The sequence below is a fragment of the Enterobacter sp. UPMP2052 genome (assembly GCF_053709675.1).
Genome location: NZ_JBSKJR010000001.1, coordinates 1,978,329 through 1,991,283 on the forward strand (window position 1 = coordinate 1,978,329; position 12,955 = coordinate 1,991,283).

Sequence of the window (12,955 nt, forward strand, 5' to 3'; positions counted from 1 at the left end):
GGCTCAGCCGCGGCGGGCTTTTACCGCATTCGCCAGCCGGCGCAGAAGCGCGTCGGTGTCTTCCCAGCCAATGCAGGCATCCGTTACGCTCTTACCGTAAACCAGCGGCTCGCTGCCTTCCAGGTTCTGATTACCTTCGACCAGATGGCTCTCAATCATCACCCCAATCACCGCGTGTTCACCGTTGGCAATCTGCTGACAAACGTCGGCCCCGACGTCCATCTGCTTTTTAAACTGCTTGCTGGAGTTGGCGTGGCTGAAATCGATCATTACCTGCGGTGCCAGGCCGGCTTTTTCCAGACCGGCTTTCACCTCTGCCACGTGTTTTGCACTGTAGTTCGGCTCTTTACCGCCGCGCAGAATAATATGGCAGTCACCGTTACCGCTGGTGTTCACGATGGCGGAGTGGCCCCATTTGGTCACTGACAGGAAACAGTGTGGCGCACCCGCTGCGTTGATGGCGTCGATAGCCACTTTGATGGTGCCGTCGGTGCCGTTTTTAAACCCAACCGGGCAAGAGAGGCCAGAGGCCAGCTCGCGGTGAACCTGAGATTCGGTGGTACGCGCGCCAATTGCGCCCCAGCTCATCAGGTCCGCCAGGTATTGTGGCGTAATCATATCGAGGAATTCGCCGGCAGCGGGCAGACCGCTGTCGTTAATCTCCAGCAGCAGCTTACGGGCAATGCGAAGGCCGTCGTTAATCTGGAAGCTGTTGTCCATATGCGGATCGTTAATCAGCCCTTTCCAGCCCACGGTGGTGCGCGGTTTTTCAAAGTAGACGCGCATGACGATTTCCAGCTCGTCCTTAAGCTCTTCACGCAGAGTTTTCAAACGTGCGGCATACTCTTTGGCGGCTGCTGGATCGTGAATAGAGCACGGACCAATCACCACTAACAGACGATCGTCATTACCTTTCAGGATCTTGTGGATCGCTTTGCGCGCATGGGACACCGTGTTGGCGGCATTCTCCGTAGCGGGGAATTTTTCAAGGAGTGCTACAGGCGGTAATAACTCATTGATCTCTTTAATGCGTAAATCGTCGTTCTGATAGTTCATCTCTTTTCCAGCTCTGCCATATCTTTTGTAAGGAATGCAATCCTTTCAATCTATCTCGTCGACCGGGAAGTGTAAACGGGCTTTTACACTTCAGGCAGATAATTCCTGGAATGAGCCAAAAAAACGCCACAAAATAGCGAAAAATGAGATCTGACCTAAACTTTTTAACTGTAACAACTAAATTTGTTTGCTTAAACGCGATTCCATATCGCCATAAGTTCGGTTAGTGGAATCTTTCGCCACACAACGTGATGCACAAGTTGGAAATGTTATTCAGCATAACGACCAAAAACAGGAGCAACATCATGAAAATGACGAAACTGGCTACACTTTTCCTGACGGCTACTCTCTCAATGGCTAGCGCCAGCGCCCTTGCGGCCGAGACGGGCTCATCTGACAGCAACGGTGATGCAAACGCAGCCGCCGCGGCAGGCCAGGTTGCCCCGGACGCTAAGCAAAATATCGCCCCTAACAACGTTGATAACAGCAATATCAACACCGGCAACACGAACACCAATACTACCGGCACGACCGACGGTACCATGCAGCATCAAAACGGCACCATGTCTCACGACGGCATGACCAAAGATGAAGTGCATAAAAACTCAATGTGTAAAGACGGCAAATGTCCAGACCCGAATGACAAAGTGGGTAGCGACGCTAACACCAAAACTGACGGAACAACTCAGTAACATTGATTAAACGCAAATATGAAAGGAGAGCTTCGGCTCTCCTTTCTTTTTTGTGCAAAATATTAAAAAATCGACGCTTACTTATCCCAACGTATCAGGAACGATCCCATGGCGCACTCCCATTCCCATACCGCCGGTGACGATAACGCTAAACGGCTGCTGCTGGCTTTTGGCGTCACCGCGACGTTTATGGTCATTGAAGTTATTGGCGGGCTGGTTTCCGGTTCCCTGGCGCTGCTGGCCGATGCCGGGCATATGCTCACCGACGCTGCCGCTCTGCTCTTTGCCCTGCTGGCCGTTCAGTTTGCCCGCCGCCCTGCCAACGCGCGCCATACGTTTGGCTGGCTCAGGCTGACCACCCTTGCTGCGTTTGTGAATGCCATTGCGCTGGTGGTGATTACCATCCTGATTGTCTGGGAGGCGTTCCAGCGCTTCAGACACCCGCAGCCCGTCGCGGGCGCGACTATGATGGTCATCGCGATTGCCGGTTTGCTGGCGAATCTTCTGGCATTCTGGATTTTGCATCGGGGCAGCAGCGAAAAGAACCTTAACGTACGCGCCGCGGCGCTGCACGTGCTGGGCGATTTGCTTGGCTCTGTGGGTGCCATCGTGGCAGCGCTGATTATCATGGGCACAGGGTGGACGCCAATCGACCCGATACTTTCCGTTCTGGTGTCATGCCTGGTCCTGCGCAGCGCCTGGCAACTGTTGAAAGAGAGCGTGAACGAGCTGCTGGAAGGCGCGCCGACATCGCTGGACATCGGCGAGCTTAAACGCAATCTGAGCCGCTCAATACCCGAAGTACGTAACGTTCACCATGTTCACGTCTGGCTGGTGGGCGAGAAACCGATCATGACGCTGCATGTTCAGGTGATCCCCCCTCATGACCATGATGCTTTGCTAGGACGTATTCAGCACTTTCTGGAGCATCATTACGACATCGCGCACGCCACCATTCAGATGGAGTATCAGCCGTGTAGCGGACCAGACTGCGACCTGAATGAGGCGCAGCCTGGCCATTCACACCATCATCACCATTAATGTGACAGCGCGCGGGAGCCTCGCTCGCGCGCGCTCTTGATCCACATCCGGCTGCCGTTCAGCGCGATGAAGGTCAGGAGCAGATACTCCAGCGACATCGCGTAGACACCCTGCAACGCAAAGATCACCACGCTTATTACGTTGATAATGACCCACAGGAGCCAGTTTTCAACATATTTGCGGGTCATCAGGACCATGGCTGAAATCGACAAGACCATCATGCACGAATCCCAGAACGGGAAGGCATCCGGCTGAAGCGCTGGCATGGTGACGTTCAACCCGAGGCCAGACATTGCGGAAACCGCTACACGGGTCAGGAAGGCGAATACCGGGTTGATATAGATAGTCATTAAACCAATCGCCACTACGCAGGCCACAAGCCAGGCAATCGCTTTTGGCAAGGGTAGCCAGCGGATTTGCAGCTCCGCCTCCTGTTGGCTGTTCTGACGCGACCAGGCGTACCAGCCGTAAATATTCGCCACGAAAAAGAACAGCTGTAAAAGCAGGCTGGCATAAAGCTGGATCTGGAAGAAAATAATCGCAAAGAGCGTGACGTTTATTAGCCCAAAAGCGTAGTTAACAATCTTCTCAAGGCTTGCCAGCCAGATGCAAAGCAGCCCCGCCAGCGTGCCAACGGCTTCAATCCATGACAGGTCATAGCCACCCGCACCAATCGGTATGTGAACCAGGATGTTCTGTGTGCTAAAAAAATCCATCTTTTCCCCGAGACGTAATGAATTAAGTTCGTAGTGTAGCCGCAAAATCCAGCATGCGGTTAAGCGGAATTAACGCGCCCTGACGCAACGCGGGGTCGACGTGGATTTCATGCGCTGCTCCCCCGTTTTCCAGCCCTTCGGCAATGGCCTTCAGGCCGTTCATCGCCATCCATGGACAATGGGCGCAGCTGCGGCAGGTCGCTCCTTCCCCGGCGGTTGGAGCTTCGAGCAGCTCCTTGTCAGGCACGGCCTGCTGCATTTTGTAGAAGATGCCGCGATCGGTCGCCACTATAAGCTGCTTATGCGGCAGGGTTTTCGCAGCGTTAATCAGCTGGCTGGTTGAACCGACGGCATCGGCGAGGTCCACAATGGATTGTGGCGACTCCGGATGCACCAGAATAGCCGCTTCGGGATAGAGGCCCTTCATGCGCATCAGCGCCTGTGTTTTGAATTCGTCATGAACAATACAGGCCCCCTGCCAGCAGAGGATATCCGCGCCGGTTTGTTTCTGAACATAGTGTCCAAGATGGCGATCGGGCGCCCAGATGATCTTCTCACCGAGGCTGTCGAGATGTTCAATCAGCTCAACGGCAATGCTTGAGGTCACGACCCAGTCGGCACGCGCTTTAACCGCTGCGGAGGTATTGGCGTACACCACCACGGTCCGGTCCGGATGCGCGTCGCAGAAGGCAGTGAACGCATCGACAGGACAGCCGAGGTCGAGGGAGCATTCGGCATTCAGGGTGGGCATCAGGATGGTTTTTTCAGGGCTTAAGATTTTTGCCGTTTCGCCCATAAAACGCACGCCAGCCACCAGCAGCGTAGAAGCAGGATGCTTCGCGCCAAAACGTGCCATTTCCAGGGAATCAGAGATACAGCCGCCCGTCTCTTCCGCCAGCTGTTGGATTTCCGGGTCGGTGTAGTAATGCGCCACCATCACCGCGTCGCGCGCTTTAAGAAGACCTTTGATCTTCTCGCGGTAAAACTGTTTTTCGTCCCGGCTCAGCGGAGCGGGCTTTGGCGGGAAGGGATAGATTGCGGCTTCTGGATCAAACATCACGCTCATTATGGCTTCTCGTTTTACTGGCTTAACAATATTGCCCTTGTTTTGCAGGAGAGAGCAAAATGAGCGGCAATGTGTTTTATATACTAAACAAGATAGCGAATGTGCAGAGAAAAGTCATCGGAAATAGATGCGTGCAGCATTTGTCGGGTGGCGGCTTCGCCTTACCCGACCTACAGGGATAACTCTTCGGGAATTGCAGAAAGCAAAAAGGCGATTTTTTGCGTTGAGGGGGCGCTAACCTGCTGCAGGTTCGAATCGTACAAATCGCAGAAAGCAAAAAAGCGCCTTTAGGGCGCTTTTTTACATTGGTGGGTCGTGCAGGATTCGAACCTGCGACCAATTGATTAAAAGTCAACTGCTCTACCAACTGAGCTAACGACCCCTTGCGGGATTTACTGCTTTGTCTTCGAAGTGGTGGGTCGTGCAGGATTCGAACCTGCGACCAATTGATTAAAAGTCAACTGCTCTACCAACTGAGCTAACGACCCATTCGGGTACTGACTTCGAAGATTTTACTCGGTACCAATCAAAAGATTGGTGGGTCGTGCAGGATGACTCGGCTTCGCCTCGCCCTTCGGGCCGTTGCTAAAGCAACGTTATCCTTCACGTTTAATATCTGAGTAAGACATTAAATTGGTGGGTCGTGCAGGATTCGAACCTGCGACCAATTGATTAAAAGTCAACTGCTCTACCAACTGAGCTAACGACCCGAGTGGTGGGTGATGACGGGCTCGAACCGCCGACCCCCTCCGTGTAAAGGAGATGCTCTACCAACTGAGCTAATCACCCACTCTGAACTACCGGAACTGCTTTAAGTGGTGGGTCGTGCAGGATTCGAACCTGCGACCAATTGATTAAAAGTCAACTGCTCTACCAACTGAGCTAACGACCCACTTTTGCGCTGCTTTCACGTTGTTTGATATCCCGTGGCAACGGCGGCATATATTACTGGTTTAAGATTTCTGCGCAACAAAAATTTCGATGAAGATCACTTAACTGCTTAGTAATCATGCTGCACGACCAGAAATAACACGATTTCTGGTCATGCGTTAATCATCCCATCGAATTCAGACGTTTTTGCGCCTGTTTGGCACCTTCGGTACCCGGGAATTTTGCAACCACCTGCTGATAAACCGCTTTGGCCTTCGCAGTGTCGCCTTTGTCCTGCATGATTACGCCGACTTTAAACATCGCATCCGGCGCTTTAGGCGATTTCGGGTAATTTTTCACCACAGAGGCAAAATAAAACGCCGCATCGTCTTTTTTACCCTTATTGTAATTCAACTGTCCCAGCCAGTAATTGGCGTTTGGCTGGTAAGTGGAATCAGGGTACTTCTTAACGAAGTTCTGAAACGCCACGATAGCGTCGTCCTGCCGCGATTTGTCCTGTACCAGGGCAATGGCCGCGTTGTAGTCCGTATTCGCGTCACCGCTCTGTACAGGCGCGCCTGTTGAGGCTGAAGCGTCCGGAGCAGGCGTCGTCGTGGCAGCAGCGCTCTGGTCACCTGTCGCAGGCTGTGCTGCTGCACCGCCGCTGCTCAGGCTATCCATTTGCTGCAGGATTTGCTTCTGACGTTCCACAACCTGATTAAGCTGATACTGACTTTCCTGGATCTGACCACGCAGGGAATCAATATCGTTTTGGTTATCGGAAAGCTGCTGCTGGAGTTGCGTTAAAAGCTGGCTGTGAGCGTTAGAGATACGCTCAAGTTGGGTGACCCGGTCTTCTACCGAGCCTGAGCCGACACTACTGATTGGTGCCTGAGCAAAAGCGGCCCAGGGGGCCGCTATTCCAACCAGTAACGACAGACTCAACAGTTGATGTCTGAAGTTACTGCTCATGCAATTCTCTTAGTAAACCAGTACGGCACGACGGTTTTTGGCGTAAGCCGCTTCGTCATGACCCAGTACTGCAGGTTTTTCTTTACCGTAAGAAACGATGGAGATCTGGTCAGCAGAAACGCCTTTACCCTGCAGGTACATTTTAACGGCGTTAGCACGACGCTCACCCAGGGAGATGTTGTATTCTGGCGTACCACGTTCGTCCGCATGACCTTCTACGGTGACTTTGTAAGACGGGTTGCTACGCAGGAAGTTAGCGTGAGCATCCAGCATCGCAGCGAAGTCAGAACGGATGTCGTATTTATCCAGATCGAAGTAAACGATGTTGTTCTGCTGCAGCTGCTGCATCTGAAGACGCGCCTGCTCTTCAGAAGACATGTTGCCATTGCCGTTAGCGTCCATACCGGTACCGGCACCCATCATGCCTTCGCCGCTCTGGTCATTGCTTGCGTTCTTGTTAGAAGAACACGCTGCGATTGCCATTACAGGCAGAGCGATCATCAGCCCCTTCAGCACTTTGTTCAGTTGCATTTCTAAGATTCCTTTAGTAATCAATTAATTATTATTTACAGATACGGCGACCAGGCAGGTGATTTGACCTGTCCATCAGTTGCCGGAATACGCGCTTTGAAACGCCCATCTGTAGAAACCAGATTCAGCACAGATCCCATCCCCTGAGAAGAGCTGTAGATTACCATAGTGCCGTTAGGTGCCAGACTTGGCGTTTCATCCAGGAACGTTGACGAGAGAACTTGCACGCCACCCGTAACCAGATCTTGTTTGGCAATGTGCTGCTGACCACCCGCAGTACTGACCATTACCATCGTTTTACCATCGGCACTGATATCAGCATCCTGGTTCTGTGAACCTTCCCAGGTAATACGCTGCGCTGCTCCGCCGTTGATATTCACTTTATAAACTTGTGGACGACCGGCCTGGTCAGACGTAAAGGCCAGGTTCTGGCTGTCCGGGAACCAGGTTGGTTCGGTATTGTTGCTGCGACCATCGGTGATCTGGCGAATTTGACCCGAGCCGATGTCCATCACGTACAGGTTCAGGCTGCCGGTTTTCGACAGGGCGAACGCCAGTTTTGTGCCGTCCGGAGAGAATGCCGGTGCACCGTTGTGACGCGGGAACGACGCAACCTGACGTACAGCACCGTTAGACAGCGTCTGAATCACCAGCGCTGAACGACCGCTTTCGAAGGTCACGTAGGCCAGTTTAGAGCCGTCCGGAGACCAGGCCGGAGACATCAGCGGCTGCGGAGAACGATGAACGGTGAACTGGTTGTAGCCATCGTAGTCAGAGACGCGCAGTTCATACGGGAACTGACCGCCGTTGGTCTGAACGACGTAAGCGATACGCGTACGGAATGCACCTTTGATCCCGGTAAGCTTTTCGAACACTTCGTCACTTGCCGTGTGACCCGCGTAGCGCAGCCACTGCTTGTTCACTTTGTAAGTGTTCTGAGCCAGAACGGTACCCGGCGCACCGCCGGTATCCACCAGCTGGTAAGCGACGTTATAGCCACCGTCCGGAGCAGGCGTTACCTGACCGACAACAACGGCATCAATGCCCAGCGCAGACCATGCGGCAGGCTGTACTTCCTGCGCGGTGCCCGGCTGCTGTGGCAGACGAGAGCGATCTAACGGGTTAAATTTTCCGCTGTTACGCAGGTCAGCCGCAACGATGCCACCGATATCTTCAGGCGCGGCACCCGGCCCCGCCCACTGGAACGGAACAACGCCGATCGGGCGCGCCGAGTCCACCCCCTGGGTGATCTCGATACGTACTTCTGCGTGCAGCACAGCTGCCCACAGCATTAAAAAACCAAATGCTACACGTAATGCCTGCTTCATCATATCTCCCTTATCCGGGTAACCTTACCCACGATAATTTAGCAGAATGTTAACAAACCCAAATATAAAAACGACACGGTCCTGGCTATGACAATAGTCGGTTTTCCATACTTCCCAAAGGAAAGACGATCACAGCTTAAAGTCTAGTTTGGCATCTTTTATCTTATCGTAAACAGCCTCACTCGGCGGTTTAGGAATGTTCGCCGATCTTGCTGCGGCTAACGCTGCCTGACAAAGCGCAGGATCGCCCCCCTCGGAAGTGACGCTTTTCAACCGTCCATCCGGAGCAAGATTGATATGCAGCACGCACTGTTTGCCCTGATACAGGCCCGCATCAAACAGACGGCTTTGGATCGCCACCTGAATCTGCTTCGCATAAGCGCTGATATCTGCACCCGTTGCACCGCCGTTGGCGCCGGAAGTCCCGCTGTCTTTAGACGGCTGACCGTTCCCTTTCGCCCCGCCGCCCGCTTTCGGTGCATTCTTACCTGAACTCAGGTCGCCAATGATATCGTCGGCGGTGGCAGCTTCAGCGGCAGCTTTTTCAGCAGCGGCCTTTTTAGCAGCGGCTTTTTCAGCAGCAGCTTTCTTATCGGCAGCGGCTTTTTCGGCTGCAGCTTTTTTATCTGCGGCAGCTTTCTCGGCAGCCGCTTTTTTATCAGCCGCAGCTTTTTCAGCGGCAGCCGCTTTTTCAGCCGCGGCCTTCTCGGCAGCAGCCGCTTTCTTCGCAGCGTCAGCCGCCGCTTTTTTCTCGGCTTCCTGAGCGGCTTTCTTCGCAGCATCCGCTTCCGCTTTTTTCTGAGCATCAGCAGCGGCTTTTTTCGCAGCTTCCGCTTCCGCTTTTTTCTGAGCATCGGCAGCGGCTTTCTTCGCAGCTTCTGCTTCCGCTTTTTTCTGAGCATCCGCAGCGGCTTTCTTCGCGGCGTCGGCCGCCTGTTTCGCCTGAGCATCAGCCTGTGCTTTCGCGTCTGCGGCCGCTTTGGCTGCAGCCTCTTCCGCCTGCTTCTGCTGTTCCTGCGCTTTTTTCGCTGCCGCTTCCGCTTGTTTCTGCTGTTCCGCCTGCTCTTTCGCCGCTTCCTGCGCCTGCAAACGCTCTTTCTCCAGCTGTTTCAGACGCTCCTGCTCTGCGGCCTGCTTTTCACGCAGTTCCTCAGCCTGCTGTTGCGCCTGTTTTTCACGCTGTTCTTCAGCACGTTTCGCACTCGCCTGCTGCTGTTGCTGGCGATTATAGTTCTGAACGACCGCACCGGGATCCACCATAACGGCGTCGATGGAGGATCCCCCACCGCCGCCTGATGCATCAATATGCTCGTCGAACGAACTCCAGATCAGTGCTGCAAAAAGAATCACGTGCAGCACGGCGGAGACGATTATCGCTCGTTTAAGCTTGTCGTTCTGTTCGGTTGCCTTTGACACTATCGGTTCCCAAAAACTACGCAGATGATCAAATAGGCTGAGTCATTAAGCCAACTGACTTAACGCCCGCACTATGTAGCAAGTTCAGCGCCTTAATAATTTCATCATAGGGCACATCCTTAGCGCCTCCGATCAAGAAGACCGTTTTCGGATTTGACTCCAGACGCCGTTGCGCTTCGGCAATCACCTGCTCTGGCGGCAACTGATCCATACGATCTTTCTCAACCACCACGCTGTACTGCCCTACTCCGGAAACCTCAATGATGACCGGAGGATCGTCATTGGTGCTCACCGCTTGCGATTCTGTCGCATCCGGCAGATCAACCTCCACGCTCTGCGTAATGATGGGTGCCGTTGCCATAAAGATCAGCAGAAGTACCAGCAGTACGTCCAGCAGTGGAACGATATTGATTTCGGACTTGAGTTCGCGACGACCTCGTCCACGCGATCTGGCCATGGTTTACCCCTTGTTGCTCTCGGTGCTGGTAAACGCCTGACGGTGCAGAATCGCAGTGAACTCTTCCATAAAGTTGTCGTAGTTCAGCTCCAGTTTGTTCACGCGCTGGTTCAGACGGTTATACGCCATAACCGCCGGGATCGCCGCAAACAGACCAATCGCGGTTGCGATCAGCGCTTCTGCGATACCCGGTGCTACCATCTGCAACGTCGCCTGCTTCACCGCGCCCAGGGCGATAAAGGCGTGCATGATCCCCCACACCGTACCAAACAGACCGATATACGGGCTGATGGAACCGACGGTACCGAGGAACGGAATATGCGTTTCCAGCGTTTCCAGTTCGCGATTCATGGAAATGCGCATCGCACGCGACGCCCCTTCAACGACCGCTTCCGGCGCATGGTTGTTAGCACGATGTAAACGCGCAAACTCCTTAAAACCGCTGTAAAAAATCTGTTCGGAGCCAGCGAGGTTATCACGACGCCCCTGGCTTTCCTGATACAGGCGAGACAGTTCGATACCCGACCAGAACTTATCTTCAAAGGCTTCAGCTTCGCGGCTGGCAGCATTGAGGATACGGGTTCTCTGGATAATGATGGCCCAGGATGCGATTGAAAAACCAATCAAAATCAACATGATAAGTTTAACCAGAAGGCTAGCCTTCAGGAACAAATCAAGGATATTCATGTCAGTCACTGCTTAAACTCCGCGACAATAGACTTAGGAAGCGCACGAGGCTTCATTATGGTTGGATCAACACAGACAATCAGTACTTCAGCTGAGTTCAGTACGGTGTTGTCGGCATTAACTATCCGCTGCGTGAACACCAGCGAGGTCCCGCGCATAGATGTAATTTCAGTTTGGACTTCGAGCATATCGTCGAGTCTGGCAGGCGCAAAATACTCAAGCGTCATCTTGCGTACCACGAAGGCAACTCGCTCAGCCAACAGCACCTGTTGACTAAAGTGATGATGTCGCAGCATCTCTGTGCGTGCCCGTTCATAAAAAGCAACGTAGCTGGCATGGTAGACCACACCACCGGCGTCGGTGTCTTCATAGTAGACACGTACCGGCCATCGAAACAGCGTTGTATTCACTTTACATCCCAGTAATGCAACAAATAGAGAGAGCTTTTAAACTTCGCTACTATACGCGCGGGAATGATGGTTTGGAATGGGGGAAAGTAAACGGAGAGTAAATTTTTATGGGCTCGGGTAAGCCCATAAGGTTAACGGACATTTCTTATTCAGAAGAAGAAGAAAATCAGGCCTGCAAGAAGCACCAGATCGGCAATGAGCGGGCAGAAGATCCCCTGCCAGTGCAGCGCTTTCGGACGAAAGCCTACGCCGTGGATCACGCCCGTACAGACGGCCCACATCATCAGGAAGCCGTGCCAGATCTCCAGCTCGCTGGTTTTTGCCGCAAAGCGCGACGGGTCCCAGAAGATGCAGCCTGCCAGCAGTAATGCCATCACTAAAGAAAGCGCCCGTAACGGGCGCTTATCCATGACACGGTAAAGTGTCGCAATGATATTCATCAGTGCTTCTCTTCACCTGCTTTTGACGCTTCGACGTGCTCAAGCGCCAGGGCAGTGATGACACCAAATGCACAAGCAAGAAGCGTCCCTAAAATCCATGCGAAATACCACATATTCAGCTCCTAACTTAATACATAGAGTGAGTGTTGCTTTCGATATGCTCTTTGGTGATACGACCGAACATTTTCCAGTAACACCAGGAGGTGTAGAGGAGGATGATCGGAACGAACACGCAGGCCACATACGTCATCAGGTTCAGCGTCAGCTGGCTGGAGGTCGCATCCCACATGGTCAGGCTCGCATTCATCATCGTGCTGGATGGCATCACGAACGGGAACATCGCGATACCGGCCGTCAGGATAATGCACGCCAGGGTCAGGGAAGAGAACACGAACGCCAGCGCGCCTTTTTCCAGACGAGAGGTCAACACGGTCAGCAGCGGCAGCAGTACACCCAGAGCCGGGATAGCCCATAGCGCAGGCATGTTGTTGAAGTTAACCAGCCATGCTCCTGCCTGACGCGCCACTTCTTTGGTCAGCGGGTTAGACGGTGCGGCATGGTTAATAGCCGAGGTCACCACGTAACCATCGATGCCGTAAACCACCCAAACACCACCCAGTGCGAAGCAAACCAGCGTTACCAGCGCAGCAACCTGCGCCGTTGCGCGGGAGCGCAGGTGCAGTTCACCCACGGTACGCATCTGCAGATAGGTTGCGCCCTGAGTAATGATCATCGCCACGCTGACCACGCCCGCCAGCAGACCAAACGGATTCAGCAGCTGGAAGAAGTTACCGGTGTAGTAAAGACGCATGTACTCGTCGATGTGGAACGGCACGCCCTGCAGCAGGTTACCAAACGCCACGCCTATCACCAGCGGTGGAACGAAGCTACCGATGAAGATGCCCCAGTCCCACATGTTGCGCCAGCGGGTGTCTTCAATCTTGGAGCGGTAATCGAAACCGACCGGACGGAAGAACAAAGAGGCCAGCACTAAAATCATCGCCACGTAGAAACCGGAGAAGGCCGCCGCGTAGACCATCGGCCAGGCAGCGAACAGCGCGCCGCCTGCGGTGATCAGCCACACCTGGTTACCGTCCCAGTGCGGGGCGATGGAGTTGATCATGATACGACGCTCGGTGTCGTTACGACCGAGGAAACGGGTGAGCATGCCCACCCCCATGTCGAACCCGTCGGTGACCGCAAAACCGATCAGCAGAATACCGACCAGCAGCCACCAGATAAAACGCAATACTTCATAATCGATCATTTGATG

General features: G+C 53.5%; 15 protein-coding genes and 5 tRNA genes. 2 read left to right on the top strand and 18 right to left on the bottom strand.

Annotated features, from left to right (window positions below; all coding sequences use genetic code 11):
* Positions 1-3 precede the first annotated feature (3 nt).
* Entirely contained in the window at positions 4-1,056 is a 1,053-nt protein-coding gene (gene aroG / locus ACWKX3_RS09155) for a 3-deoxy-7-phosphoheptulonate synthase AroG (protein WP_454541625.1), read from the bottom strand.
* Positions 1,057-1,361: 305 nt separating this feature from the next.
* Between aroG and ACWKX3_RS09160 the strand changes: the two genes are divergently transcribed.
* Together ACWKX3_RS09160 and zitB are read left to right on the top strand one after the other, a co-directional pair.
* Positions 1,362-1,748 (top strand): protein YbgS, encoded by a 387-nt coding sequence (locus ACWKX3_RS09160; RefSeq protein WP_042321027.1) that lies wholly within the window; start codon positions 1,362-1,364, stop codon positions 1,746-1,748.
* 108 nt (positions 1,749-1,856) lie between these two features.
* Positions 1,857-2,789 (top strand): CDF family zinc transporter ZitB, encoded by a 933-nt coding sequence (zitB, locus tag ACWKX3_RS09165; RefSeq protein WP_006177219.1) that lies wholly within the window; start codon positions 1,857-1,859, stop codon positions 2,787-2,789.
* Here the strand turns inward: zitB and pnuC are convergent.
* The 17 genes from pnuC to cydB all read right to left on the bottom strand — a co-directional run bounded on the left by pnuC (position 2,786) and on the right by cydB (position 12,949).
* Complete coding sequence (gene pnuC, locus ACWKX3_RS09170; protein ID WP_454541626.1) at positions 2,786-3,505, bottom strand: nicotinamide riboside transporter PnuC; 720 nt, start codon at positions 3,503-3,505, stop codon at positions 2,786-2,788. The genes zitB and pnuC overlap by 4 nt on opposite strands.
* Positions 3,506-3,527: 22 nt before the next feature.
* The gene (gene nadA, locus ACWKX3_RS09175) at positions 3,528-4,571 is read right to left on the bottom strand and encodes a quinolinate synthase NadA (RefSeq protein WP_088207663.1); all 1,044 of its coding nucleotides are present in this window, start codon (positions 4,569-4,571) and stop codon (positions 3,528-3,530) included.
* Between the two features lie 306 nt (positions 4,572-4,877).
* Positions 4,878-4,953 (bottom strand) — tRNA-Lys (locus tag ACWKX3_RS09180).
* Between the two features lie 30 nt (positions 4,954-4,983).
* Positions 4,984-5,059: transfer RNA gene (locus ACWKX3_RS09185), tRNA-Lys, on the bottom strand.
* A gap of 146 nt (positions 5,060-5,205) precedes the next feature.
* Positions 5,206-5,281: transfer RNA gene (locus ACWKX3_RS09190), tRNA-Lys, on the bottom strand.
* Between the two features lie 3 nt (positions 5,282-5,284).
* Positions 5,285-5,360: transfer RNA gene (locus ACWKX3_RS09195), tRNA-Val, on the bottom strand.
* Between the two features lie 27 nt (positions 5,361-5,387).
* Positions 5,388-5,463: transfer RNA gene (locus tag ACWKX3_RS09200), tRNA-Lys, on the bottom strand.
* A gap of 161 nt (positions 5,464-5,624) precedes the next feature.
* Positions 5,625-6,413, bottom strand: coding sequence for a cell division protein CpoB (gene cpoB, locus ACWKX3_RS09205; RefSeq protein WP_006177215.1), 789 nt, complete (start codon positions 6,411-6,413; stop codon positions 5,625-5,627).
* A 9-nt stretch (positions 6,414-6,422) separates the two neighbouring features.
* Entirely contained in the window at positions 6,423-6,944 is a 522-nt protein-coding gene (gene pal, locus ACWKX3_RS09210) for a peptidoglycan-associated lipoprotein Pal (RefSeq protein WP_006177214.1), read from the bottom strand.
* A gap of 35 nt (positions 6,945-6,979) precedes the next feature.
* The gene (gene tolB, locus ACWKX3_RS09215; protein WP_042321022.1) at positions 6,980-8,272 is read right to left on the bottom strand and encodes a Tol-Pal system beta propeller repeat protein TolB; all 1,293 of its coding nucleotides are present in this window, start codon (positions 8,270-8,272) and stop codon (positions 6,980-6,982) included.
* Positions 8,273-8,401: 129 nt separating this feature from the next.
* A complete protein-coding gene (gene tolA, locus ACWKX3_RS09220; RefSeq protein ID WP_137271795.1) occupies positions 8,402-9,688 on the bottom strand; it encodes a cell envelope integrity protein TolA in 1,287 nt (428 codons plus the stop codon).
* A 28-nt stretch (positions 9,689-9,716) separates the two neighbouring features.
* A complete protein-coding gene (tolR, locus tag ACWKX3_RS09225) occupies positions 9,717-10,145 on the bottom strand; it encodes a colicin uptake protein TolR (protein WP_003858589.1) in 429 nt (142 codons plus the stop codon).
* Positions 10,146-10,148: 3 nt separating this feature from the next.
* Positions 10,149-10,841 (bottom strand): Tol-Pal system protein TolQ, encoded by a 693-nt coding sequence (gene tolQ, locus ACWKX3_RS09230; RefSeq protein ID WP_072208909.1) that lies wholly within the window; start codon positions 10,839-10,841, stop codon positions 10,149-10,151.
* The gene (gene ybgC, locus ACWKX3_RS09235; protein ID WP_042321018.1) at positions 10,838-11,242 is read right to left on the bottom strand and encodes a tol-pal system-associated acyl-CoA thioesterase; all 405 of its coding nucleotides are present in this window, start codon (positions 11,240-11,242) and stop codon (positions 10,838-10,840) included. The genes tolQ and ybgC overlap by 4 nt, the downstream gene beginning before the upstream one ends.
* Positions 11,243-11,391: 149 nt before the next feature.
* On the bottom strand, positions 11,392-11,682 hold the full coding sequence (gene ybgE, locus ACWKX3_RS09240; RefSeq protein ID WP_006177209.1) for a cyd operon protein YbgE: 291 nt from the start codon (positions 11,680-11,682) through the stop codon (positions 11,392-11,394).
* Positions 11,682-11,795 carry a cytochrome bd-I oxidase subunit CydX gene (gene cydX / locus ACWKX3_RS09245; RefSeq protein WP_006177208.1) on the bottom strand — a complete coding sequence of 38 codons (114 nt, stop codon included), beginning with the start codon at positions 11,793-11,795 and terminating at the stop codon, positions 11,682-11,684. Before cydX ends, ybgE begins: the two co-directional genes overlap by 1 nt.
* 14 nt (positions 11,796-11,809) lie before the next feature.
* Positions 11,810-12,949, bottom strand: coding sequence for a cytochrome d ubiquinol oxidase subunit II (gene cydB / locus ACWKX3_RS09250; RefSeq protein ID WP_006177207.1), 1,140 nt, complete (start codon positions 12,947-12,949; stop codon positions 11,810-11,812).
* Between the last annotated feature and the right edge of the window lie 6 nt (positions 12,950-12,955).